Here is a 22,330-nt window from a genome sequence, read left to right as displayed (position 1 = left end):
CGCGAGCCCGGCGGCAGCGAGGGCGCGGAAGCGATCCGCGGCCTGCTGCTCACCGGCAGCGCCGATCGCTGGAGCCCGCGCGCGGAAGCGCTGCTTTTCGCGGCCGCCCGCGCGGACCATGTCGAGAAGACGATCCGTCCCGCGCTGGATCGGGGCGCCTGGGTGCTGTCCGATCGCTTCCTCGATTCGAGCCGTGCCTATCAGGGAATGGGCGAGCTGACCGACGGTGACGTCATGACGCTTCACCGGATCGGCAGCGCGGGGTTCCTGCCCGATCGCACGCTTGTCCTCCATTTGGAGGAAGGGGAAGCAGAACGGCGCGCCCGCGCTCGCGACGGCGACGAGGCTGACCGCATAGGTGGCCGGGACGACGCCTTTCACCGCCTGGTCGCATCGGCCTTCGCTCGCTTCGCCTCTGAGGAGCCTAGCCGCGTCCGCACGGTCGATGCCTCGGGCGATGCAACCGCCGTCACGGCGCGCCTGCTGGACGCGCTGGGCGACTTGCTGCCATGACGGCGCCGGTCATCGGTCATGAGGCCCAGGCGGCCATGTTGCTCGCCGCCGCGCGAAGCGGTCGCATGCATCATGGCTGGATATTCTCCGGCCCCCGCGGCATCGGCAAGGCGACCTTTGCCCGTGCGCTGGCCCTGCGCCTTCTCGCCGAGGCTGCCGGCCCGCCGATAGCGGCTGAGGGTCTCATCGTGCCGCAGGATCACCCGATCCGCGCGATCTTCGAAGCGGCTGCTCACCCCGATTATGCCGAGCTGTTCTGCCTGGAAAGGGACAGTGGCACCGCCCGCAACATCACTGTCGATCAGGTGCGCGGCCTCCAGCGGCTGATTCAGTCCGCGCCGTCGCTTTCGGATCGTCGCATCGTCCTCATCGACAGCGCCGACGATCTGGAGCGCGGCGCCGCCAATGCCCTGCTCAAGTCGCTGGAGGAGCCGCCCGCCGGCATGGTCTTCCTCCTCGTCAGCCATGCGCCGGGCCGGCTGCTTCCCACGATTCGCTCGCGCTGTCGCACTTTGCGTTTCGATCCCCTGGACGATGCGGCGGCCCGCGCCGTGCTTCGCGCGGAACGGGAGGATCTGCCCGCCAACGAACTGGAAAGCCTCGTCCGGATCGGCGAGGGATCGCCCGGCAAGGCGCTGGGCTATGCGGGGCTCAGCATCGCCGATATCGAACAGGCACTTGCCACCATCGCGGCCGGCGGCGATCCCGATAATCGCCAGCGCCTGATCCTCGCCAAGGGCCTGTCGCAAAAGGCCGCGCGCCCGCGTTACGAGGCTTTTCTCGAGCGCGCGCCCGCCTTCATCGCCAAGGCCGCGCGCCAGCGCCAGGGCGAGGCGCTGGGCCAGGCGCTCGACCGTTGGGAGGCCGCGCGCCAGCTCGCCAGCGGCGCGATCATACTCTCGCTGGACCCCGCAACCGTCGTGTTCGAGCTCGCCGGCCATGTCGCGGCGCTCGCTCCGCCGGCGCGCTGAAAAGCGCCTTCCCGCATCCGCGAACAGCCGCTAGGGAAGGGCACATGTCGCAGCCCTATACCATTACCACCGCCATCAGCTATCCCAACGGCCGCCCGCATATCGGCCACGCCTATGAGGTGATCGCCACGGATGCGATCGCGCGCTTCCAGCGGATGATGGGTCGCGATGTCTTCTTCCAGACTGGCACCGACGAGCATGGCCTGAAAATGGCGCAGACCGCCCGCGCGCGGGGCATTGAACCGCGCGAACTCGCGGACGAAATGTCAGGCTATTTCAAGGATATGAACGACAGGCTGAATATCAGCTATGATCGTTTCATCCGCACCAGCGAGCCGGCCCATCATCGCGCCAGCCAGGCCATCTGGCAGGCGATGGAGGCCAATGGCGACCTGTACCTCGGCCGCTATGAGGGCTGGTACTCCGTCCGTGACGAGGCCTTCTATGACGAGAAGGAGATCAGCGAAGGGGAAGGGGGCGTCAAGCTTTCGCCCCAGGGCACGCCGGTCGAATGGACGGTCGAGGAAAGCTGGTTCTTCCGCCTGTCCGCCTATCAGCAGAAGCTGCTCGACCTCTATGCCGCGCAGCCGGACTTCATCCGCCCGGAAAGCCGCCGCAACGAGATCCTGCGCTTCGTCGAAGGCGGCCTCTCGGATCTCAGCGTTTCGCGCACCAGCTTCGACTGGGGCGTCAAGGTGCCGGGCGACGAGGGCCATGTGATGTATGTGTGGGTGGACGCGCTCACCAACTATATCACTGGCTGCGGCTATCCCGACGATGCGGAACGCATGGCCCGCTATTGGGCGCAGGGCGGCGACATCACGCACATCATCGGCAAGGATATCGTGCGTTTTCATACCGTTTACTGGCCGGCCTTCCTGATGAGCGCGAAGCTCCCCTTGCCGAAGCAGGTCTTCGGCCACGGCTTCCTGCTCAACCGCGGCGAGAAGATGTCGAAGTCTCTGGGCAACGTCGCCGACCCGCTGGAACTGGCCGACCGCTTCGGTGTCGACCAGCTGCGCTACTTCCTGCTGTCGGAAGTCACCTTCGGCAATGACGGCAGCTACAGTGCCGAGGCGATCGTCCAGCGGTCCAACAGCGATCTGGGCAACGCCTTCGGCAACCTCGCCCAGCGCACGCTCAGCTTCATTGCGAAGAACCTTTCGGGGCGTCTGCCCGTCATCCACGGGCAGGACGCTGCCGACGAAGAACTGTTCGCGCTGATAGACCGTGCCGTGCGCACCGACATGCCCACGGCCTTCAATGACCTTGCTCCCAGCCAGGCGATCGAGGCATGGCTGCGTGCCTGCTTCGCCTGCAACCAATATATCGACGCGCAGGCGCCCTGGGCGCTGCGCAAGACCGACCCGGACCGGATGGAAACGGTGCTGGCCACGCTTTTCATCGCCATCACCCAGCTCGCCGTCGCGATCCTGCCGGTCATTCCGGCGAGCGCCACGGCCTTGCTCGACCATATGGGCGTGCCTGCGGACAAGCGGACCTATGATGGCATCGGCGCTCACTGGTATTCCCCGCTGGCCGAAGGCGACTTCACCCTCGCGCCGCCGACGCCGCTCTTCCCGCGCCTGGAACTGCCGGCGGAGGACGCCTGATCATGCTGATCGACAGTCATTGCCATTTGAATTACAAAGGCTTGGTCGAGGATCAGCAGAATGTGCTGGAACGAGCCCGTGACGCCGGGATCGACAAGATGCTCAACATCGCGACGCGGGAGAACGAATGGGATGCGGTCCTCGCCACGGCGGAGCGCGAGCGGGACGTCTGGGCAACGGTCGGTATCCATCCGCACGAGGCGGACGAGCATCCCCATGTCGACACCGCGAAGCTGGTGGAGCGGGCGGCCCATCCCCGCGTCGTCGGCATTGGCGAAACCGGCCTTGACTATTATTACGACCATAGCGACAGGGCGCGGCAGCAGGCGAGCTTTCGGGCCCATATCGCCGCCGCACGGCAGACCGGCCTGCCGCTGATTGTCCACACCCGCGATGCGGAGGAGGATACGCTGGCGATCATGCGGGACGAAATGGGGAAGGGGGCCTATCCCGGCGTTATCCACTGCTTCACCGCCAGTGGCGCCTTCGCCGATGCCGCGCTGGAACTCGGCTTCTATATCAGCATTTCCGGCATCGTGACGTTCAAAAACGCGAAGGATCTTCAGGAAACCGCCGCGCGCCTGCCGCTGGACCGGCTGCTGGTCGAAACGGATTCACCCTTCCTGGCCCCGGTGCCGCATCGCGGCAAGCCCTGCGAACCCGCCTTTGTCGCCGACACGGCGCGCTTCCTGGCACAGCTGCGCGGCGAAAGACTGGAGGTTCTGGCGGAAGCAACCTCTCGCAATTTCAACACCTTGTTCAGCAAGGTTCAGACCGAACCTGCCACATGACATTGAAGCTCACCATGCTGGGCAGCGGCACCTCATCCGGGGTGCCGCGCATCGGCAATGACTGGGGCGCTTGCGATCCGGCCGAACCGAAGAATCGGCGCACCCGCGTCTCGATCCTGGTGGAAAGCCCCACGACCCGCATCCTCGTGGACACATCTCCGGACATGCGGCAGCAATTGCTCGATGCTGATGTCGTGCATATCGATGCCATTCTCTGGACTCACGATCATGCCGATCACAGCCATGGGCTGGATGATGTCCGCCAGCTCTACCATTATCGCGGGTCGCCGCTTCCCGGCTATGCTCGGCCGCAGGTGCTAAGGCTGCTTGCCCAGCGCTTCGCCTATGCCTTCGAAGGGCGGCACGGCTATCATGCTACCGTCGAATCTCATGAGTTGCCCGACCGGTTGCGCATCGGCGACATCGACATCGCCTGCACCGACCAGCCCCATGGCGAAATTTTCTCCACCGGCTTCCGCTTCATGCATGCCGGCAAGTCCATTGGCTATGCCACGGATTTCCATGCGGTGACGCCGGAGATGCTGGCGCTCTTTGACCGTCTGGACGTCTGGGTGGTGGATGCGCTGCGGAAACGGCCGCATCCCACCCACGCGCATCTGGCGCTGACGCTGGAGGCTATTGCCGCAACCCAGCCCGACCGTGCCATCCTCACTCATATGGACCAGAGCATGGACTATGCGACGCTCTGCCAGACCCTCCCCAAAGGCGTGGAGCCCGGCTATGACGGTCTGGTGATCGAACTGGGCGGAGCGGGGCAAGCGGATTGATGGACGGGACGGATCAGGCCGCGTCGACGCTCTGGTACGTCCTTGCCCTCGTGCTGGTCGGGTCCGCCTTGGTCGCGCGGCGTCTGCAGCTTGGCGGCATGATCCGCATGGCGCTGCTCTGGGTGGTGATCTTCGCGGGGTTGCTTGGCCTTTTCAAGCTCGGCGAGCGGTCGGGATGGTTCGCGGGCAAGCTGGCGGAGCAGGGAGCGGTCGCCTCCGGCGATGTGCCGCCGAGCCTTCCCGCCGCCCGGACTGAAGGGCAGGTGCTTCGCATTCCCGTCGCCCCCGACGGTCATTATTGGGTCGAGGGCACGATCAACGGATCGGCAACGCGGTTCCTGATCGACAGTGGCGCCACCATCACGGCCTTGTCCGAGCAGTCTGCGCGCGCGGCCGGGCTCAATTTCGAGCTGCAAGGCCCCGGCGTCATCATGACCACGGCCAACGGCAAGATCGAGGCCAAGCGTGCACGCGTCGCAACGCTTGCCATTGGCCCCGTCCGCGCCAGCGACATTGACGTCGTGGTGTCGCCCGCTTTTGGGGAAGTGAATGTGATCGGCATGAACCTGCTGTCAAAGCTGAAAAGCTGGGGCGTCCAGAATGGCGAGATGGTGCTGACGCCATGACGGCCACCGCTTCTCCCAGCCGCGCCCAGCGGCTCAAGGCCATCATCGGCGGCTCGACCGGCAACCTCGTCGAATGGTATGACTGGTATGCCTATTCGGCCTTCACCCTCTATTTCGCCCCGCATTTCTTCCCCAGCGAGGATCGCACCGCCCAGTTGCTGAGCGCCGCCGGTATCTTCGCGGTCGGCTTCCTCATGCGTCCGATCGGCGCCTGGTTGATGGGCATCTATGCCGACAGCCGGGGCCGCAAGAGCGGGCTCACCTTGTCTGTCTCGCTGATGTGCGCCGGCTCGCTGCTGATCGCCCTGACGCCGGGCTATGAGACGATCGGGGTCGCGGCGCCGCTGCTGCTCGTCCTCGCCAGGCTCATGCAGGGACTGTCGATCGGTGGGGAATATGGTGCCAGCGCGACCTATCTGTCGGAAATGGCGGGCAGGGACCGGCGCGGCTTCTATTCCAGCTTCCAATATGTGACGCTGATCGCGGGACAGCTGGTCGCCATCTGCGTCCTGCTGGTGCTGCAATCGACCCTCAGCGAAGCAGACCTCGACGCCTGGGGCTGGCGCATCCCGTTCGCGATCGGCGGCGCGCTCGCGATCATCGTCTTCTGGCTGCGTCGCGGTCTTGCCGAAACCCACAGCTATGCCGCGGCGAAGGCCGCCGGCGCACCGAAATCCAGCTTCGTCGAACTCGTAACGAAGCATCCGCGGGAAACCGTGACGGTGATGCTGCTCACGGCCGGCGGCACCATCGCCTTCTACGCCTATTCCATCTATATGCAGAAATTCCTGGTGAATACCAGCGGTTTGAGCCGGGAATCCGCATCTGAAATCAATGCGATAACGCTTTTTCTTTTCATGCTTCTTCAACCCGTGGCAGGTGCCTTGTCCGACCGGATCGGGCGCAAGCCACTGATGGTGGGCTTCGGCGTGCTGGGCGTGCTCGGCACCTATCCGATCTTCACCGCGCTGTCGCAGACCCGCGACCCGTGGCTCGCCGGGCTGCTGGTCATGGCCGGGCTGGTGATCGTCACCGGCTACACCTCGATCAACGCGGTGGTGAAGGCGGAGCTTTTCCCGGCGCATATCCGCGCGCTCGGCGTGGCGCTGCCTTATGCGCTGGCGAACACGCTGTTCGGCGGCACGGCGGAGTTCGTGGCGCTGTGGTTCAAGCAGTCAGGAATGGAGCCGGCGTTCTACATCTATGTGACGGTGATGATCGCGATCTCGCTGGCGGTTTATGTCCGCATGCGCGACACGCGGCAGCACAGCCTGATCCTGGAAGACTGACGGAGGTTCACACCGTTGCAGGGCATTGAGAAAGAGCGTCGTGACCATGGGTGGCTGACTGTGGGACAGCGCCTCACCCCCTCCCGCCTCTATTTCGATTTAACATAATATATATTATCGAACTTATATCAAAGGCAGGGGGATAGCCACCCCCTTCCCAAAACTCTAATCAACTGTCCGCCTCGCTCTACGCCTTGGGGTTCCTCATGTCCGCAAATGCCACGCCCAGTCCCGCCGACATCATGCCGCTCGCCACCGTCATGGCGCGGTTGCGCGATCCGGAAACCGGCTGTCCCTGGGACATCGAACAGGACTTCGCCAGCATCGCGCCCTATACGATCGAGGAAGCCTATGAGGTCGCCGATGCGATCGAGCGCCAGGACATGCCGGCGCTCCGCGACGAGCTGGGCGACCTGCTGCTCCAGGTCGCGTTCCACAGCCGCATGGCGGAACAGGCCGGCCACTTCGCCCTGCAGGACGTGATCGACGGCATCACGCAGAAGATGGTCCGCCGCCATCCGCACGTCTTTGGCGAAGGCACCCGCCGCGAGGACGGCCACGCCCAATGGGAAGCGATCAAGGCGGTCGAGCGCGCGGACAAGGAACCCGATCCCAGCGCGCTCGCCGGCGTCGCCCAGGCGCTCCCGGCGTTGCTGCGCGCCGAAAAGCTCCAGAAGCGCGCCGCCCGCACCGGCTTCGACTGGCCCGACATCGAGGGCGTGACCGCCAAGATCGAGGAAGAGCTGGACGAGGTCCGCGCGGCCGCAACCCCGGCCGAGCGCGAGGAGGAAGTCGGCGACCTGCTCTTCGCCGTGGTCAACCTCGCCCGCCACTTGAAGGTCGATCCCGAAGCCGCGCTGCGCACCGCCAACCGCAAGTTCGAACGCCGCTTCCGGGCCATGGAGAATGAGGCGGGCGAGGCCTTCGTCGCCCTGCCCCTCGACGCCAAGGAGGCTTTGTGGCAGCGCGCCAAGCAATCGACGGCGCAGTGATCCGCCCGCCGCTGCCCGGCGATCATGACGCCATCTGGTCGATCCTCGAACCCGTCATCCGGGCGGGCGAGACCCTGGCAGTGCCTCGCGATCTTGGCCGGGAAGACGCCCTCGCCCTCTGGCTCTCGCCGGAACGGACGGTGCGGCTGCTGGAAGAGGACGGCGCGGTGCTCGGCATCTTCTACATCCGCGCCAACCAGCCCGGCGGTGGCGCGCATGTCGCCAATGCCGGCTATGTGACCGCCTCCCATGCCCGAGGCCGGGGTGTGGCACGGCGGATGTGCGTCGCCTCACTCGACCTTGCCCGCGAGCATGGCTACTTGGCCATGCAGTTCAACTTCGTGATCTCCACCAATCAACGCGCCGTCGCGCTGTGGCAGGGCATGGGCTTCACGATCGTGGGGCGTTTGCCCCAGGTCTTCGTTCACCCGAATGAGGGATTGGTCGACGCACTCGTGATGCACCGGTTCCTCTAAGAAAGCGCCCGCTTCTCCGGTTAGCGGTCCAGCTGTTTTCCGGCATTATTCCCAGAAAATTCCCGCGCGCAGAGCCCTTGGGTGCGGGAGTTCCTCGCGGCCCTGCCAGACTGACCCGGATCAGTCGCGCTCCCGCTTCCAGAAACGGGCCAGCGCGGAATCGGACAGGCGAACCTCGATCGCCATATCGCCCCCGTCCGGATTGCTTCCCAGCACCTCGCCATGCTCGTGCAGCCAGGCGATCGCCGCGCCGTCCGCCAACGGCACGCGAAGCTTGTGCACGCGGGCTCCGGCGGTCATTCGCGTGGCGATAGCCCGCTGAAGCAGGTCCACCCCCTCCCCCGTCAAGGCGGACAGGATCACGACGTCATCGCGCCGCGCCGCCGCTTCCCGGACATATGCCGCCGCCTCCGCGTCCAGCAGGTCGAGCTTGTTCCAGGCCTCGATGATGACGGGCGCATCCTCCTGGGGCTGCTCGCCGCCGATGCCGAGTTCGGCGAGCACGTCGAGCACGTCGTCCCGCTGCGCCTCGCTGTCGGGATGGGCGATGTCGCGGACGTGGACGATCATGTCGGCCGACAGCACTTCCTCCAGCGTCGCGCGGAACGCCGCGATGAGCTGGGTCGGCAGGTCCGAAACGAAGCCCACCGTGTCGCTGAGGATCGCCTTGTCGAGCCCCGGCAGCGCGATCTGGCGCATCGTGGGATCGAGCGTGGCGAACAGCAGGTCTTCGGCCATGACGTCGGCGCCGGTCAGCCGGTTGAACAGCGTCGACTTGCCAGCATTGGTGTAGCCGACCAGCGCGATCACCGGCCAGGGCGCGCGCTGGCGGCGGGCGCGATGCAGGCCGCGGGTGCGGGTCACCTGCTCCAGCTCGCGGCGGATCTTCGCCATGCGGTCGCGGATCATGCGCCGGTCAGCCTCGATCTGCGTCTCGCCGGGGCCGCCGAGGAAGCCGAAGCCGCCGCGCTGCCGCTCAAGGTGCGTCCAGCTCCGCACGAGCCGTCCCGCTTGATAGTCGAGATGCGCAAGCTCCACCTGGAGCCGCCCCTCATTGGTCGCCGCCCGCTCGCCGAAAATTTCGAGGATCAGGCCCGTCCGGTCGATGACCTTCGCACCGGTCGCCTTTTCCAGATTGCTCTGCTGGACCGGGCTCAGCGCATTATCGACGATGACCAGTTCCGCTTCATTCTCCTGCGCGAGCGCTGCTATGCTGTCGACCTGCCCGCTACCGAACAGGGTGGCGGGTTTGCGGTCGCGAACGCGGAACGCCTGCGCAGCACGGACGTCGATGCCGATCGCCAGCGCCAGGCCCTTTGCCTCCTCGATCCGCGCGTCGCTGTCCCTCCGCTCGGCACCGGGCACGTCCGCGCGCACCACTATAGCGCGCGCGCCGCGCGAAACCTCGTCAGCGGAATCCCGGTTGAAGACAGCCATGCTACTTCAACGCGCAGGCGCGCGAAACGGCGACAGCGTCAATCGTCGTTCTCGCCCTCGCCCGACAGGTCGAGCGAATGGAGCGGCTGCACGGTGGAGATGGCATGCTTGTAGACGAGCTGGACCATGCCGTCCCGCTCCAGCAACATGCAGAACAGGTCGAAGGCGGCGATCTCGCCCTGCAGCATCACGCCGTTGACCAGGAACATGGTGACCGGGCTGCCGGATTTGCGGACAGCGCTCAGGAAGATTTCCTGCAACAGGCGGGCCTTGCCGTTGCCGTCGCTCGCCTTGCGCAGTTCCGTCAGGTCCATCGGCTGTGCCGGCATCACCGTCGAGATCGCATGCTTGTACACCAGCTGCGACTGGCCGTCGCGGCGGAGGAGAACGGAGAAATTGTCGAACCAGGTGATGATGCCCTGCAGCTTCACGCCCTTCACCAGGAACATCGTGACGGGGGTCTTGCTCTTGCGCAGGCTGTTCAGGAAGATGTCCTGAAGGTTGTTCACTTTATCGGCCATGCTCTTCGCCAGTCCTTATTGGCGGGACGTTACCCGCTCTTGCACCCCTGGGCAGGGTATCTTGCCTGCCCCCGCGGTTCGAGGGCGGACGGACCTTATCGCAATTGCGAAGGCCCGTCCATATCTCAGCCGTCCTTCCCGTCCGTGATGCCGAGCAGCTTCAGCTTGCGGTGCAGCGCGGAGCGTTCCATGCCGATGAAGGTCGCCGTGCGCGAGATGTTGCCGGAGAAGCGCCGGATCTGGATCCTCAGATATTCCCGCTCGAAGCTCTCCCGCGCCTCGCGCAGAGGGGCGCCCATGATGGCGGACTGGCCGATGCCGTCCCCGCCGCCTCCGCTGGTCAGTTCGGCGGGCAGCATATCCAGTTCGATGCGCCCGATCCGGTCGCCCGGGGCCAGGATCATGGTCCGTTCGATCACATTGCGAAGCTGGCGGACGTTGCCCGGCCATTCATTGGCCTGGAGCGCAGCCATGGCATCGCTGGCGATCTCCGGCGGTGGCACCCGGCGCTCGGCTGCGAAACGCGCCAGATAATGCTCGACCAGCGGGGGGATGTCGTCCCGCCGCTCGGCCAGCGGCGGAATGGCGAGCGGAACGACGTTGAGCCGGTAGAACAGGTCCTCGCGGAACCGGCGTTCCTCGATCTCGGTCGCGAGGTGCCGTGCCGTGGAGGATATGACGCGCACGTCCACCTTCACCTGCCGCTGGCCGCCTACCCGAGTGAAGCTCTGGTCGGTCAGCACGCGCAGGATCTTGCCCTGCGTCGTCACGGGCATGTCGGCTATCTCGTCGAGATAGAGGGTGCCGCCGTGCGCCTGTTCCAGATAGCCCGGGCGGACGAGGCCGCTCGGATCCTCTACGCCGAACAGTTCCTCCTCTACCCGGTCGGGGTCCATGCGCGCGGCCGCCACGATGATGAAGGGCGCATCGGCCCTGCCGCTCCAGCTATGGAGCATGCGGGCGGCGACTTCCTTGCCCACGCCGGCGGGGCCGGAGATGAGCACCCGGCTTCCCGTTCCAGCCACCTTCTTGATGGTGGCACGAACCACGTTGATCGCCGCGGAGGTGCCGGTCAGCTCGTCATCCTGGCCGAAGCGGGCGCGCAGCACCTGGTTCTCGCGCCGCAGCCGCTCCGTCTCCGTCGCGCGAGCGACGAGATGGATCAGCCGATCCGCCTCGAACGGCTTCTCGATGAAGTCGGCGGCGCCCTTGCGGATTGCGGCGACAGCCGTGTCGATATTGCCGTGGCCGGAAATCATCAGCACCGGGATCGTGGCGTCGCGCCGCTTGATCTCGTCCAGCAGATCCAGCCCGTCGAGCTTCGATCCCTGGAGCCATACGTCCAGCAACACCAGCGAAGGCCGTCGCGCGTCCAGCGCTTCGATCGCGCTGTCGCTGTTGGCCGCCGTGCGGGTCGTAAAACCTTCATCCTCGAGCACGCCCGCGACCAGATCGCGGATGTCCTCCTCATCATCGACTATCAGAATATCAAGCGCCATTGGCTGTTACTTTTCCCTTGGGCAGTGCGACGACCTGCCCTTCTTCCAACTTGTCGAGTGCGGCGATCGGGAAGCGCAGGGTGACCCGCGCGCCGCCGCCGTGCGCATCCTCGAAGCGAATATCGCCCAGATGTTCCTCGACGATCTTCTTCACGATCGCGAGGCCGAGACCGGTGCCCTTGGACCGGGTGGTCATATAGGGCTCCAGCATGCGCTCCCGTTCGGGAGGCAGTCCGATGCCGTCATCCTGCACTTCGATCATCAGATGGCCGGCATCCTGCCGCACGGCCATCCGGATATGACCGCGGGGCTGTCCCTCTTCCGGGGCTGGCTTCGGCTCGATCGCCTCCACCGCATTCTTGACGATATTGGTGAGCGCCTGCCCCAGCTGCCGCCGATCGCAGACCAGTTCCATGTCCTGCTCCCCGGCCGTGAAGGCAAAGCGGATGTCGGGATGCGCGACTTCATGCAGAAACAAGGCGTGGCGGGCGATGTCGCCGATCGCTTCACGCCGGAAGACGGGCTTGGGCATGCGCGCGAAGGAGGAAAATTCGTCGACGATCCGCCGAAGGTCGCCAACCTGACGCACGATTGTTCCGGTAAGCCGGGTGAATGTCGCGCGGTCGCTCGTCACCTCCTCGGCATAGCGCCGCTGCAGTCGCTCGGCGGCGAGCTGGATCGGCGTCAACGGGTTCTTGATCTCGTGCGCGATGCGGCGCGCGACGTCCGACCAGGCCGCCCGGCGCTGATCCGAAAGCTGCTGGGTAATATCGTCGAAGGTCAGGATATGGCCCGATGCGCCTTCGGAGACTTTCACCGCGAGCGTGCGGAGGTCGCCATGCGCGCGCACCTGGACAATGCCGGCGCCTTCCTCCGATGCGATCAGGCCGGCCAGTTCCGCCGACACCTCCGCGAGGGGACGTCCCACCGGATCGTCTCCTTCATCGACCAGGATCGCGGCGGCGGAGCTGTTCAGCAGTTGCACCACGCCGTTGCTGTCGACCGACAGGACGCCTGCCGTCACCCCGGACAGGATCGCTTCGATGAACGCGCGCCGTTCATCGAGCTGGCTATTGGCCCCCACGAGAGCGCCCGTCTGCGCCTCCAGGCGCTGGGTCATTCGGTTGAAGGCCGACGCCAATGTGCCGATCTCGTCCCGCGTTGGCGGACTGGTGACGCGCGCGGAAAGATCGCCCGCGGTGATGCGGCGCGCGGCCGTCACGAGTTCGTTGACCGGCCGCACCATCCAATCAGCCACCGCAAGGGCGATATAAACGGCGATCCCCACCAGCAGCAGCGATCCCACGAACAACGCGACGTTGAAGCGCAACTGCAGGGCGCGGGATTGCGCGGCGAATATGTCATAGTCCGCCAGCACCTTCTGCGCGCGTTCGACATTGCTGAAGGCGGAGGAACCGGAGTCGCGCGTCGCGTAGAGATAGATTTTCTTGCCGGGATAGAGAAGCGTCACCGCTTCGATCTGGTTGGGCTTGGGCTGGACCACGACATTCTCGCCGGCCGCAAGCCGCCGCACGACATCGGGCGAGAGCATCTGCGCTGCGGGACGGCTGTCGGGATCGACGGTCGCGGCCGTCCGCGCTACGCCATCCTTCCCTATTTCGATGATCGCCGATCGGTTGAGCTTTCGCGTCACGACCTGATAGATATAGCCTTCGGCGAAGCGCGGGCTGGAGACCGGCGACTGGTTGAGATAGTCGCGCAGGTCGCTCGCCATCGTGACGGTCTCGTCGCTGACTTCGCGCAGATTCTGCTCATAATAGCCCCGCGCCAGATCGCTGGCGTTCTGCAGCATGCCCCGCGCGCTGTCGGAGAACCAGAACTGCACGCCATATTGGAAAAGCAGCGAAGCGAAGATCACGACCAGCAGCATGGGGACGCTGGCGATGATCGAGAAGATCGCCACCAGCCGAACATGCAACTGCCCGTCGCTGCCGATGGCCGATTGGGCCGCGCGGCGCTTGGCGACTCGCCGGCCGAGCAGGACGAGCAAGGCGATTGCCGGCACCAGGTTGGCGACCAGCAGCAATGCGACGATGGGCGGGGTCAGCAGCGTATAGGATTGGCCCTGCCCCGACAGCAGATGATAGGTGAGGCCGGCGATGCCAAGGAAGAGGATCAGCGCCACCGCTTCGATCAGCGACGCGAGGCGGCCGTTCTGCAGAAAGGGAGGTATCCTGTTCCGCCCTCTGCTCTCCTCTTCAGGGAGTGTCACCGCACCATTCATAGTGGCTTGGTTACAACAATGCCGTGCCCGATCAAACACAGTATTTCTTGTGTGGTCGTTACTGGTCGAACGGGGCCGTCGGTTCGTCCTTCGTCGTCAATCGGGAACGCGCAGTTGGAGCGGGTCCAGCCCATAGTCGGTCAGCTTCTTGCGCAGCGTGTTGCGATTGATGCCGAGCAGGCCCGCGGCGCGGATCTGATTGCCGTCCACGCTTGCCAAGGTCTCCTGCAGCAGGATGGGCTCCACAACCGCCAGGAGATCGTCGTGAAGCGACCGGCTGCCCCCCTGCCCCAGGCCAACGCCCAACTGCCGCCTAGTCCATTCGCGCACCGCATGCGCCAGCTGATCGGCCGGCACCGCATGGTCGGCAGGTACCGAATCGAGCGGCAGTGCGTGGCGCAATATGTCACCCGCAATCACATTCTCGCGGCTCAGAACCGCCAGGCGCTGCATCAGGTTCTGCAGCTCGCGCACATTACCCGGCCAATGATAGGCCATCAGCATCTGCGCTGCCTCGTCCGACAATGACTTGCGCGGCAGTCCTTCGATGGCGGCACGCTCCAGGAAGTGGCGCGCCAGCAGGATGACGTCTTCCCGCCTCTCCCGCAGCGGCGGCAGCGCGATGGGCACGACATTGAGGCGATAGTAGAGATCCTGCCGGAAGCGATTTTCCTCGATCAGCTGGAGCAGGTCCTTGTTGGTTGCGGCGATGATGCGGACATTGACCCGCACTGGCTTGGAGCCGCCCACCGTCGTGACCTCACCCGACTGGAGGACACGCAGCAAGCGGGTTTGCGCCTCCAACGGCATGTCGCCGATCTCGTCCAGGAACAGGGTGCCGCCCTGCGCCTGCTCGAACTTGCCGGCGGTACGGGCATGAGCGCCGGTGAATGCGCCCTTTTCATAGCCGAACAGCTCCGCCTCGATCAGTTCGCGCGGGATCGCGGCCATATTGATGGCAACGAACGGCTTTGTCCTGCGCTGGCCCAGGCTATGGATCGCCTCCGCCACCAGTTCCTTGCCGGTGCCCGACTCGCCCAGCACCAGGATGCTGAGGTCGTTGGACAGCACGCGTGCGATGGTGCGGTACACCTCCTGCATCGCCGGCGAGCGGCCGACCAGCGGCAGGCCGTCATGCGGCAGCGCGCCTTCACCGTCGCCGTTCGCGGCCACGGCGCGGGTGCCCAGTGCATCGGACACTGCGCGGGTCAGCTCGTTGAGATCGAACGGCTTGGGCAGATATTCGAAGGCGCCCTTCTCGGTCGCGCGTATGGCGGTGTTCAGCGTGTTCTGCGCCGACAGGATGATGACGTTGAGGTCGGGCTTGTGCTCGATGATCTCCGCCACGCCGTCCAGCCCGTCACCGTCGGGCAGCATGACGTCGGTTATCAGAACGTCAGGGGCAAAGCTGCTCATGAGCGCGGTGCGCTCGCGGATGGAGGCTGCGGTCTTGACCTTGTGCCCCTGCCGCCGCAGCGCCTCGCCCACGACCACGCAGATGGCGGGATCGTCGTCGACGACCAGGATGGATCCGGTGGCGGCCATCAGCCCATTCCCATCGGCAGCAGGATGCGAAAGGTCGATTCCCCCGCTTCCTGATCGCGCGCATATTGGACGAAGCCGTTCATGTCGCGCACCAGCTTGTCCACCAACGCGAGCCCCAGCCCCTGCCCGTCGCGCTTGCCGGTAATGAAGGGGTTGAACAGGTGGTCCAGGATATGCTCCGGCACGCCCGGGCCGTTGTCGATCACCAGTATCTCGATCGGCAGAACCGCGCTGCCCTTGCCGTCGCCTACCACCACCGAGACGCCGTGGCGGAACGCGGTCTCCACGCGGATGCGGGGCCTTTCGACATGCTCCAATGCCTCGGCCGCATTCTTGAGCAGGTTGATCATCACCTGCACCAGCGCGTCGTCGTTGATGACGGCGAAAGGCAGGGACGGATCATAACGCTTTATGATCTTTACATTCTTGGCAAAACCGGCCGAAGCAATGTTGGCGGCGCGGTCGATCAGGGGATAGATGTTGCCAGGGCGGCACTCCAGCTTCCGCTCCGTCGAGAAATCCTGCATCCGGTCAATCAACGCGGCGATCCGGTCGACCTCGTTGCAGATCAGCTGGGTCAAAGCGGCATCGCGGCCGCCATTGCCGGGTTCCAGCAACTGTGCCGCGCCGCGGATGCCCGACAGCGGGTTCTTGATCTCGTGCGCCAGGATCGCCGCCGCGCCCATGGCGGAGCGCGCGCCGCCGGCAGTGCCGCGATGGCCGATCTTGCGCGCCTGGCTCTGGGCATGGATCGACACGATGCGCCAGCCGTCATGATCCACGACAGGAGCGATCATCAGGTCGACCTCCATCTCCGCTGTGCGGCCGGCATGCACCTTGACGTCATAGGCGGCGATCGGCTTGTTGCTGTGCCAGATGTCGAAGCGCGCGCCCATCTCCGCCATGCGGATGGTGCGGGTGACGTCGCTCCCCACGATCGCCGATCGCGCCATGTTGAGCAATGTTTCCGCGCGGACATTGGCATCCGCGATCCGGTTGTCCGGGCGGACCACCAGCGTTGCCACCGGCAGCGCGGTCATCAGCTCCGACAGCGACGGCCCATCCTGTGCCATGCGGACTGGCGGGACCGAAGCCAGCGCCATCATCATGCCGCCTTGCGCGGTTCCAGCGCGACGTCGCTTGTCATCAGCGGCTCGTAGAAGCGCGCGAGCATGTCGAGCACGCGGGCGCCGTCCGGTTCCTGATTGACGGCGTTGCGGAACTCGGCCGATCCGGGCAGGCCCTTGGTGTACCAGCCGATATGCTTGCGGGCCATGTTGACGCCGGTCAGGCCGTCATAATGGTCGAGCATCGCCCGGTAATGCTCCGTTATGACGCCATATTGTTCTTCGAGCGACGGATCGGGCAGGCGCTCACCGGTCGCGAACCAGTGCATCACCTGGCCGATCAGCCAGGGGCGGCCATAGGCGCCACGTCCGATCATGACGCCGTCCGCGCCGCTTTGGTCAAGCGCGGTCTCCGCGTCCTCGATAGAGCAGATGTCGCCGTTGACGATCACCGGGAGCGACACCGCGCCCTTGACGCGGCGGACGAAGGCCCAGTCGGCCGAACCCTTGTACATCTGGCACCGGGTGCGGCCGTGGACGGTGATCAGCTTCGCACCCAGATCCTCTGCGATATGCGCCAGTTCCGGTGCGTTGAGGCTGCCATGGTCCCAGCCCATGCGCATCTTGACGGTGACGGGCACGTCTACGGCCTTCACCGTTGCCTCGATCAACGCAGCGGCAAGCGGCAGGTCCCGCATCAGCGCGCTGCCGGCGTCGCCGTTCACCACCTTCTTGACCGGACAGCCCATGTTGATGTCGATGATCGCCGCGCCGCGATCGGCATTGAGCTTTGCCGCCTCCGCCATTTCTACGGGCGAGCAGCCGGCGAGTTGCATCGAGACGGGCTCCTCGACCGGGTGCCATGCCGCCTTCTGCAGCGATTGGCGGGTTTCGCGGATCATCGCCGCGGTCGCGATCATCTCGGTTACGTTGAGGCCCGATCCGTAGCGCCGCACGAGCGTACGGAACGGCATGTCTGTAACGCCTGTCATAGGCGCGAGAATGACGGGCATGCCGATCGTTACCGGACCGACGGAAATGGGCGCGAGCCTGCTCATGAACTACAATCTGCCTAAAAAACAGGCAGCCCATAGAAGAATTTGGAGCCGACGGCAAGCAAAGGCACTGGCAGGCCCCCATCGCCTCGGCTATGCGGCCGCGCATGACAGAAACCGGGGACAGATGCGTCGCGTTGCTGGTGGCAGCCGGGCAAGGCAGCCGAGTCGGCGGCGACATCCCCAAGCAATTCCGCACGATCGGCGGCAAGGCCGTGCTCACCCATGCCTTCGATGCGCTGGCCGCCCATTCCGGGGTCGACGAGATCCTGATCGTGGTTGGTGCGGGATATAAGGAAGAAAGCGCCCGGTTGCTGGCGGATCGCGCCTATACACTTGTCACGGGTGCGGAGAGCCGGCGTGGATCGGTGCGCGCTGGGTTGGAGGCAATCGCAGCACAAGGCGGTGCAAGCCGGGTGCTGATCCACGACGCGGCCAGGCCCTTCCTCCCGCCTGCCGTGATCGATCGGCTTTTGGGAGCCCTGGAGGATCGTGCGGGCGCGATTCCGGTGCTGCCCGTCGCTGACACGCTGCTTCGCCGCACTGACGGCACCACGGTCGATCGCGTCGACCTGGCTCGGGTGCAGACGCCGCAGGCCTTCCGCTTCGCGGAGATACTGGCAGCGCACCGCGCCTGGGACGAGGCACGCGAAGCCACGGACGATGCGCAGATCCTGAAGACCGCCGGGCATGACGTGATGCTGGTGGATGGTGACGAAAGGCTGGAGAAACTGACCTACCCTACCGATTTCGAGCGAGCCGAGGCTCGGCTTGCGGGCGCCTTCTCGACGCGCGTCGGGATGGGCTATGATGTCCATCGGTTGGCGGAGGATGAGGAACTGTGGCTTGGCGGCGTCCAGATCCCGCACGAACGTGGCCTTGCCGGGCACAGCGATGCCGACGTAGCGTTGCATGCGATCGTCGATGCCATACTGGGCGCGCTGGCGGATGGTGACATCGGCAGCCATTTCCCGCCATCGGACCCGCAATGGCGCGGCGCGCCATCATGGCGCTTCCTCGACTATGCCGCCAAGTGTGTGCGCGAACGAGGCGGGTGGATCGCCCATGTCGACCTCACAATCATATGCGAGGCGCCGAAGATCGGCCCGCATCGGGACGCGATGCGGAGACGGATCGCGGAGATCCTCTCGATTCCCCTCGACCGGGTCAGCGTGAAGGCGACGACAACCGAGCGGCTGGGTTTCGCGGGTCGGCGCGAAGGGATAGCAGCGCAGGCCGTTGCAACGCTTTCGCTACCCGCTATCCTGCCCTGATGCCCGACACCATTCTCCCGCAACTGCTGGTCGACCTCGCCGAGCGTGTCATCGTCGCTAATCGCCGGGCAGGCCGTACGATCGCCGTGGCGGAGAGCTGCACCGGGGGCCTTGTCTCTGCCGCGCTGACAGAAATTGCCGGCTCCTCGGACGTATTCGAAGCGGGATTTATCACTTATTCCAATGATATGAAATCGGAACTGCTCAAGGTTTCGCAGGATGTCCTGGAAACCTTCGGCGCGGTTTCCATCGCCACCGCCTGGGCAATGGCACAAGGCGCGCTCAAGAAAAGCCATGCGCAGGTCGCGGTTGCCATTACGGGCATAGCCGGCCCTGGCGGCGGGTCGGAACAAAAGCCCGTCGGTACCGTGGTCTTCGCCCGGGCCGAACGTGGAGCGAGCCCCGACAAGGTCGTCGCCGACATGCGCCATTTCGAAAATAACGGCCGCGGCGGCGTGCGCCTTCAGGCGGCGCTGTGCGCGCTCGAATTGCTGCTTCCCGATTCGTCGGTGCCATAGAGAGCCGCTGCACGCGCCTCGAAGGCGCCGATCATCTTGCGCAGAGCCCGATCAAACACCTGCCCGGCCAGCATTTCGAACAGCTTGTTCTTGAACTCGAATTCCACCTCGAAGTCCACGAGGACGCCGCCCTTCCCGTCGTCGCGGAAGCGCCATTCATTGTGGAGATGTTTGAGGGGGCCGTCGAGATAATCGACCCGTACATGGTCGGGGCGATGCTTGTGGACGCGGGAGGTAAAGCTCTCCTTGATCCCCTTGAAGCCGACGATCATGTCCGCGACCATCTCCGACTCGCTGTCGGTGCGCACGCGGATCGCGCTGACCCAGGGCAGGAATTCAGGATAAGCTGCAACATTCGACACCAGGTCGAACATCTGCGTCGGCGTATAGGGCAGCGGCCGTGTCTCGTTATGCCTTGGCATGGGCCTTCGCCAGCTGCGCCGCGCGCGCCGCCTTCATCTCCGCAAAGTCTTTACCCGCATGATAGCTCGACCGGGTGAGCGGGCTGGATGCTACCTGAAGGAAGCCTTTGGCCCGGGCGATCGCCGCATAGGCGTTGAAGGCAGCGGGCGTGACGAACTCCATCACCTTGGCATGTTTGGGCGTAGGCTGGAGATATTGGCCCATCGTCAGGAAGTCGATGTCGGCCGACCGCATGTCATCCATGACCTGATGGACCTCCAGCCGCTCTTCTCCCAGCCCCAGCATGATGCCCGACTTGGTGAAGATCGACGGATCGAGCCGCTTCACGGTCTCCAACAGGCGCAGCGACGCATAATAGCGGGCGCCTGGACGAATCGTGGGATAGAGCCGGGGCACCGTCTCCAGATTATGGTTATAGACGTCCGGTCTTGCGGCAACGATTGCCTCGATTGCGCGCTCGTGCTTGTTGCGGAAATCCGGGGTCAGGATTTCGATGGTGGTGTCCGGCGTGGTCCGGCGCAGCGCCTCGATCACCTTCACGAACTGCGATGCGCCGCCGTCGGGCAGGTCGTCGCGGTCGACCGAGGTGATCACGATATGCTCCAGCCCCATCTCGGCCGCCGCGTCGGCAAGATTCTGCGGCTCGTTGGGATCGACCCTGCGCGGCATTCCGGTCTTGACGTTGCAGAAGGCGCAAGCCCGCGTGCACACGTCTCCAAGGATCATCACCGTCGCGTGCTTCTTCGTCCAGCATTCGCCGATATTGGGACAGGCCGCTTCCTCGCAGACCGTCGCCAGCCCCTTTTCCCGCATCAGCCGGCGCGTCTCGTGATAGCCGGGGCTGGTCGGCGCCTTTACGCGGATCCAGTCGGGCTTGCGGGCGCGCTCGGGCTTGCTGCCGGGCATGGGGATCGGGGCAATGTCGTTCATGCGCCCCAGATAGCGACCCGTACGCGCACTTGCCAGCCCCCGCGTCATTGGGCACAGAACGCTCCATGACAGATTTTGCCGATATGCTCGTTGGGTACCGCCGTTTCCGTGCCACCGGATGGACGGGACAGCGCGAGCGATGGGACGAACTGTCGGAAGGCCAGAGCCCGCGGGTGATGGTCATCGCCTGTTCCGACTCCAGGGTCGACCCTGCGCAGATATTCGATACCAGCCCGGGCGAAATCTTCGTGGTGCGCAATGTGGCCGCGCTCGTTCCCCCCTTCGAGACGAATCCCGGCCATCACGGCGTTTCAGCAGCGCTGGAATTCGCGGTGCAGGTGCTGCAGGTCGGCGAGATCGTCGTCATGGGCCATGGCAAGTGCGGCGGCTGCAAGGCGGCGCTCAGCCAGGACCTGAAGGATGCCCCTCCCGGCGAGGGCGGCTTCATCCATAACTGGATCGAGTTGTTGGACGGTGCCCGCGATGCAGTGGTCTCTCGTTTCGGCGACGACCGGAGCCGGGACGCCGAACGCGCGATGGAACAGGAAGGCGTCAAGGTGAGCCTGGCCAACCTGCGGACCTTCCCCTGCGTGCGAAGCAAGGAGCGTCATGGCGCATTGAAGCTGGTGGGTGCCTTCTTCGCTATCGCCGACGGCCAGCTGCATCTGCTGGACGAGCCGAGCGGCACGTTCCATCCCGCACCGTTGGACGCCGGCTGATGTCCGCCGACGTCCGGGCGGGCAATGTCGCCCTGCTGATCGACGCGGACAATGCGTCGGCGGACTTCTTCGATCCCGTCCTGACCGTTCTGGCGGAGCTCGGCACGGTCAACATACGGCGGGCCTATGGCAACTGGAGCAAGCCGGGCCTGAAGGGATGGGCGCGACTGGCGGTGGTGCAGGCGATCGAAACGCAGCAGCAGTTCGACCTGACCAAGGGCAAGAATGCCACCGACATGAAGATGACGATCGACGCCATGGACCTGATGGCAAGCGGCCGCGTCACCGGATTCGGCTTGATGTCCAGCGATAGCGACTTCACGCCGCTGGTCACGCGGCTGCGGCAGGAGGGGCTGCCGGTCTATGGTTTCGGTTCGGAAAAGACTCCGCAGGCCTTCCGCAGCGCCTGTTCACGCTTCATCGCGGTCGAGGCGCTGACGGCAGCGCAGGACGAACCGGTCGTTTCCGAGACGGAGCAGCCGGCAAAGGCGGAAGCCGAGGCCCTGTCGCCCGATCTGGTGAAGCTGCTGATCGACGCCTATGGCGCGGTGAAGCGAGATGAGCAGGGTTTCGCACGGCTGAGCGAGGTGGGCCAGCTGGCGGGCAATCGATCCAGCTTCGACGTGCGGAATTATGGGTTCAAGCGGCTGTCCGACCTTTTGAAGACCGTCCCCAACTTCAAGGTGGAAACGCGCGACGGACAGAGCTGGATCAAGCGGGTGCGCTGATGGCAGCCGCGCGCCACCTGTTCATCCATGGGCGGGTACAGGGCGTCTTCTATCGGAAGTGGGCGATGCAGACGGCGCGGCAACTGGGCCTGACGGGCTGGGTCCGCAATCGGACGGAGGGTAGCGTCGAGGCCTGGATCGAGGGCGATCCGGCTGCGCAGGACGCGTTCGTTGCGCGGGCGCGGCGGGGACCACCCGCAGCCAGCGTCGAGAGCATCGACGTGACGGAAGAGGCAGCGCGACACTACCCCATCTTCGAACAGCACCCGACGGCATAGCCACCGGTCCTTTTCCTGACGACCGGCCATTT

The 22,330-nt window shown here is 65.2% G+C and carries 23 protein-coding genes; 14 read left to right on the top strand and 9 right to left on the bottom strand.

Annotated elements, in window-relative coordinates:
- From tmk to M529_RS34550, 9 genes are all read left to right on the top strand, one after another.
- The coding region (gene tmk, locus M529_RS34590; protein WP_021317822.1) for a dTMP kinase at positions 1-513 on the top strand (513 nt) is incomplete at its 5' end.
- Positions 510-1,484, top strand: a complete 975-nt coding sequence (locus M529_RS34585) for an AAA family ATPase (RefSeq protein WP_021317821.1) — start codon at positions 510-512, stop codon at positions 1,482-1,484. The genes tmk and M529_RS34585, both read left to right, overlap by 4 nt.
- A gap of 44 nt (positions 1,485-1,528) precedes the next feature.
- Entirely contained in the window at positions 1,529-3,097 is a 1,569-nt protein-coding gene (gene metG / locus M529_RS34580; protein WP_021317820.1) for a methionine--tRNA ligase, read from the top strand.
- 2 nt (positions 3,098-3,099) lie between these two features.
- On the top strand, positions 3,100-3,888 hold the full coding sequence (locus M529_RS34575; protein ID WP_021317819.1) for a TatD family hydrolase: 789 nt from the start codon (positions 3,100-3,102) through the stop codon (positions 3,886-3,888).
- The gene (locus tag M529_RS34570; RefSeq protein WP_031294924.1) at positions 3,885-4,676 is read left to right on the top strand and encodes an MBL fold metallo-hydrolase; all 792 of its coding nucleotides are present in this window, start codon (positions 3,885-3,887) and stop codon (positions 4,674-4,676) included. Before M529_RS34575 ends, M529_RS34570 begins: the two co-directional genes overlap by 4 nt.
- Complete coding sequence (locus M529_RS34565; RefSeq protein ID WP_021317817.1) at positions 4,676-5,302, top strand: retropepsin-like aspartic protease family protein; 627 nt, start codon at positions 4,676-4,678, stop codon at positions 5,300-5,302. Before M529_RS34570 ends, M529_RS34565 begins: the two co-directional genes overlap by 1 nt.
- Entirely contained in the window at positions 5,299-6,591 is a 1,293-nt protein-coding gene (locus M529_RS34560; protein WP_021317816.1) for an MFS transporter, read from the top strand. Before M529_RS34565 ends, M529_RS34560 begins: the two co-directional genes overlap by 4 nt.
- Before the next feature lie 206 nt (positions 6,592-6,797).
- Positions 6,798-7,583 (top strand): nucleoside triphosphate pyrophosphohydrolase, encoded by a 786-nt coding sequence (mazG, locus tag M529_RS34555; protein WP_031294922.1) that lies wholly within the window; start codon positions 6,798-6,800, stop codon positions 7,581-7,583.
- Positions 7,550-8,059: a GNAT family N-acetyltransferase gene (locus tag M529_RS34550; protein ID WP_021317814.1), complete on the top strand. Its 510-nt coding sequence runs from the start codon at positions 7,550-7,552 to the stop codon at positions 8,057-8,059. The genes mazG and M529_RS34550 overlap by 34 nt, the downstream gene beginning before the upstream one ends.
- A gap of 120 nt (positions 8,060-8,179) precedes the next feature.
- On the opposite strand, the gene hflX is transcribed toward M529_RS34550, so the two are convergent.
- The 7 genes from hflX to dusB form a co-directional block, all read right to left on the bottom strand.
- Positions 8,180-9,496: a GTPase HflX gene (hflX, locus tag M529_RS34545; protein ID WP_021317813.1), complete on the bottom strand. Its 1,317-nt coding sequence runs from the start codon at positions 9,494-9,496 to the stop codon at positions 8,180-8,182.
- Positions 9,497-9,534: 38 nt separating this feature from the next.
- The gene (hfq, locus tag M529_RS34540) at positions 9,535-10,017 is read right to left on the bottom strand and encodes an RNA chaperone Hfq (RefSeq protein ID WP_021317812.1); all 483 of its coding nucleotides are present in this window, start codon (positions 10,015-10,017) and stop codon (positions 9,535-9,537) included.
- A 125-nt stretch (positions 10,018-10,142) separates the two neighbouring features.
- On the bottom strand, positions 10,143-11,516 hold the full coding sequence (ntrX, locus tag M529_RS34535) for a nitrogen assimilation response regulator NtrX (RefSeq protein WP_021317811.1): 1,374 nt from the start codon (positions 11,514-11,516) through the stop codon (positions 10,143-10,145).
- Positions 11,506-13,761, bottom strand: a complete 2,256-nt coding sequence (locus tag M529_RS34530; protein ID WP_021317810.1) for a sensor histidine kinase — start codon at positions 13,759-13,761, stop codon at positions 11,506-11,508. The genes ntrX and M529_RS34530 overlap by 11 nt, the downstream gene beginning before the upstream one ends.
- 96 nt (positions 13,762-13,857) lie before the next feature.
- Positions 13,858-15,306, bottom strand: coding sequence for a nitrogen regulation protein NR(I) (gene ntrC / locus M529_RS34525; RefSeq protein WP_021317809.1), 1,449 nt, complete (start codon positions 15,304-15,306; stop codon positions 13,858-13,860).
- Positions 15,306-16,415 carry a two-component system sensor histidine kinase NtrB gene (locus tag M529_RS34520; protein ID WP_031294921.1) on the bottom strand — a complete coding sequence of 370 codons (1,110 nt, stop codon included), beginning with the start codon at positions 16,413-16,415 and terminating at the stop codon, positions 15,306-15,308. Before M529_RS34520 ends, ntrC begins: the two co-directional genes overlap by 1 nt.
- The gene (gene dusB / locus M529_RS34515; protein ID WP_031294920.1) at positions 16,412-17,431 is read right to left on the bottom strand and encodes a tRNA dihydrouridine synthase DusB; all 1,020 of its coding nucleotides are present in this window, start codon (positions 17,429-17,431) and stop codon (positions 16,412-16,414) included. Before dusB ends, M529_RS34520 begins: the two co-directional genes overlap by 4 nt.
- Before the next feature lie 92 nt (positions 17,432-17,523).
- On the opposite strand from dusB, the gene M529_RS34510 reads away from it, so the two are divergent.
- The gene (locus M529_RS34510) at positions 17,524-18,702 is read left to right on the top strand and encodes a bifunctional 2-C-methyl-D-erythritol 4-phosphate cytidylyltransferase/2-C-methyl-D-erythritol 2,4-cyclodiphosphate synthase (RefSeq protein ID WP_021317806.1); all 1,179 of its coding nucleotides are present in this window, start codon (positions 17,524-17,526) and stop codon (positions 18,700-18,702) included.
- Positions 18,702-19,220 (top strand): CinA family protein, encoded by a 519-nt coding sequence (locus M529_RS34505; RefSeq protein ID WP_021317805.1) that lies wholly within the window; start codon positions 18,702-18,704, stop codon positions 19,218-19,220. Before M529_RS34510 ends, M529_RS34505 begins: the two co-directional genes overlap by 1 nt.
- Here the strand turns inward: M529_RS34505 and M529_RS34500 are convergent.
- Together M529_RS34500 and lipA are read right to left on the bottom strand one after the other, a co-directional pair.
- Positions 19,166-19,642, bottom strand: coding sequence for a type II toxin-antitoxin system RatA family toxin (locus M529_RS34500; protein WP_021317804.1), 477 nt, complete (start codon positions 19,640-19,642; stop codon positions 19,166-19,168). The genes M529_RS34505 and M529_RS34500 overlap by 55 nt on opposite strands.
- Complete coding sequence (gene lipA, locus M529_RS34495; RefSeq protein ID WP_021317803.1) at positions 19,629-20,621, bottom strand: lipoyl synthase; 993 nt, start codon at positions 20,619-20,621, stop codon at positions 19,629-19,631. The genes M529_RS34500 and lipA overlap by 14 nt, the downstream gene beginning before the upstream one ends.
- A gap of 17 nt (positions 20,622-20,638) precedes the next feature.
- Between lipA and M529_RS34490 the strand changes: the two genes are divergently transcribed.
- The 3 genes from M529_RS34490 to M529_RS34480 are packed head-to-tail and all read left to right on the top strand — an operon-like array spanning position 20,639 to position 22,298.
- Positions 20,639-21,292, top strand: coding sequence for a carbonic anhydrase (locus tag M529_RS34490; protein ID WP_021317802.1), 654 nt, complete (start codon positions 20,639-20,641; stop codon positions 21,290-21,292).
- Positions 21,292-22,020, top strand: a complete 729-nt coding sequence (locus M529_RS34485; RefSeq protein WP_021317801.1) for an NYN domain-containing protein — start codon at positions 21,292-21,294, stop codon at positions 22,018-22,020. The genes M529_RS34490 and M529_RS34485 overlap by 1 nt, the downstream gene beginning before the upstream one ends.
- Complete coding sequence (locus M529_RS34480; RefSeq protein WP_021317800.1) at positions 22,020-22,298, top strand: acylphosphatase; 279 nt, start codon at positions 22,020-22,022, stop codon at positions 22,296-22,298. The genes M529_RS34485 and M529_RS34480 overlap by 1 nt, the downstream gene beginning before the upstream one ends.
- The last annotated feature ends 32 nt before the right edge of the window (positions 22,299-22,330 follow it).

Origin of the sequence: Sphingobium ummariense RL-3 (assembly GCF_000447205.1) — a bacterium.
Taxonomy (GTDB): Bacteria; Pseudomonadota; Alphaproteobacteria; order Sphingomonadales; family Sphingomonadaceae; genus Sphingobium; species Sphingobium ummariense.
The sequence above is the reverse complement of the archived record's forward strand: the minus strand, read 5'-3'. Positions and strand labels throughout refer to the sequence as shown.

Excerpts from the sequence above, each read along its gene's own strand:
- mazG (WP_031294922.1), top strand. The coding sequence starts at position 6,798 with ATGTCCGCAAATGCCACGCCCAGTCCCGCCGACATCATGCCGCTCGCC.
- M529_RS34480 (WP_021317800.1), top strand. The coding sequence starts at position 22,020 with ATGGCAGCCGCGCGCCACCTGTTCATCCATGGGCGGGTACAGGGCGTC.
- lipA (WP_021317803.1), bottom strand. The coding sequence starts at position 20,621 with ATGACGCGGGGGCTGGCAAGTGCGCGTACGGGTCGCTATCTGGGGCGC.
- M529_RS34490 (WP_021317802.1), top strand. The coding sequence starts at position 20,639 with ATGACAGATTTTGCCGATATGCTCGTTGGGTACCGCCGTTTCCGTGCC.
- metG (WP_021317820.1), top strand. The coding sequence starts at position 1,529 with ATGTCGCAGCCCTATACCATTACCACCGCCATCAGCTATCCCAACGGC.
- dusB (WP_031294920.1), bottom strand. The coding sequence starts at position 17,431 with ATGAGCAGGCTCGCGCCCATTTCCGTCGGTCCGGTAACGATCGGCATG.
- M529_RS34510 (WP_021317806.1), top strand. The coding sequence starts at position 17,524 with ATGCGGCCGCGCATGACAGAAACCGGGGACAGATGCGTCGCGTTGCTG.
- M529_RS34575 (WP_021317819.1), top strand. The coding sequence starts at position 3,100 with ATGCTGATCGACAGTCATTGCCATTTGAATTACAAAGGCTTGGTCGAG.
- hfq (WP_021317812.1), bottom strand. The coding sequence starts at position 10,017 with ATGGCCGATAAAGTGAACAACCTTCAGGACATCTTCCTGAACAGCCTG.
- hflX (WP_021317813.1), bottom strand. The coding sequence starts at position 9,496 with ATGGCTGTCTTCAACCGGGATTCCGCTGACGAGGTTTCGCGCGGCGCG.
- M529_RS34560 (WP_021317816.1), top strand. The coding sequence starts at position 5,299 with ATGACGGCCACCGCTTCTCCCAGCCGCGCCCAGCGGCTCAAGGCCATC.
- ntrC (WP_021317809.1), bottom strand. The coding sequence starts at position 15,306 with ATGGCCGCCACCGGATCCATCCTGGTCGTCGACGACGATCCCGCCATC.
- M529_RS34585 (WP_021317821.1), top strand. The coding sequence starts at position 510 with ATGACGGCGCCGGTCATCGGTCATGAGGCCCAGGCGGCCATGTTGCTC.
- M529_RS34485 (WP_021317801.1), top strand. The coding sequence starts at position 21,292 with ATGTCCGCCGACGTCCGGGCGGGCAATGTCGCCCTGCTGATCGACGCG.
- M529_RS34500 (WP_021317804.1), bottom strand. The coding sequence starts at position 19,642 with ATGCCAAGGCATAACGAGACACGGCCGCTGCCCTATACGCCGACGCAG.
- M529_RS34505 (WP_021317805.1), top strand. The coding sequence starts at position 18,702 with ATGCCCGACACCATTCTCCCGCAACTGCTGGTCGACCTCGCCGAGCGT.
- M529_RS34530 (WP_021317810.1), bottom strand. The coding sequence starts at position 13,761 with ATGAATGGTGCGGTGACACTCCCTGAAGAGGAGAGCAGAGGGCGGAAC.
- ntrX (WP_021317811.1), bottom strand. The coding sequence starts at position 11,516 with ATGGCGCTTGATATTCTGATAGTCGATGATGAGGAGGACATCCGCGAT.
- M529_RS34565 (WP_021317817.1), top strand. The coding sequence starts at position 4,676 with ATGGACGGGACGGATCAGGCCGCGTCGACGCTCTGGTACGTCCTTGCC.
- M529_RS34520 (WP_031294921.1), bottom strand. The coding sequence starts at position 16,415 with ATGATGATGGCGCTGGCTTCGGTCCCGCCAGTCCGCATGGCACAGGAT.
- M529_RS34570 (WP_031294924.1), top strand. The coding sequence starts at position 3,885 with ATGACATTGAAGCTCACCATGCTGGGCAGCGGCACCTCATCCGGGGTG.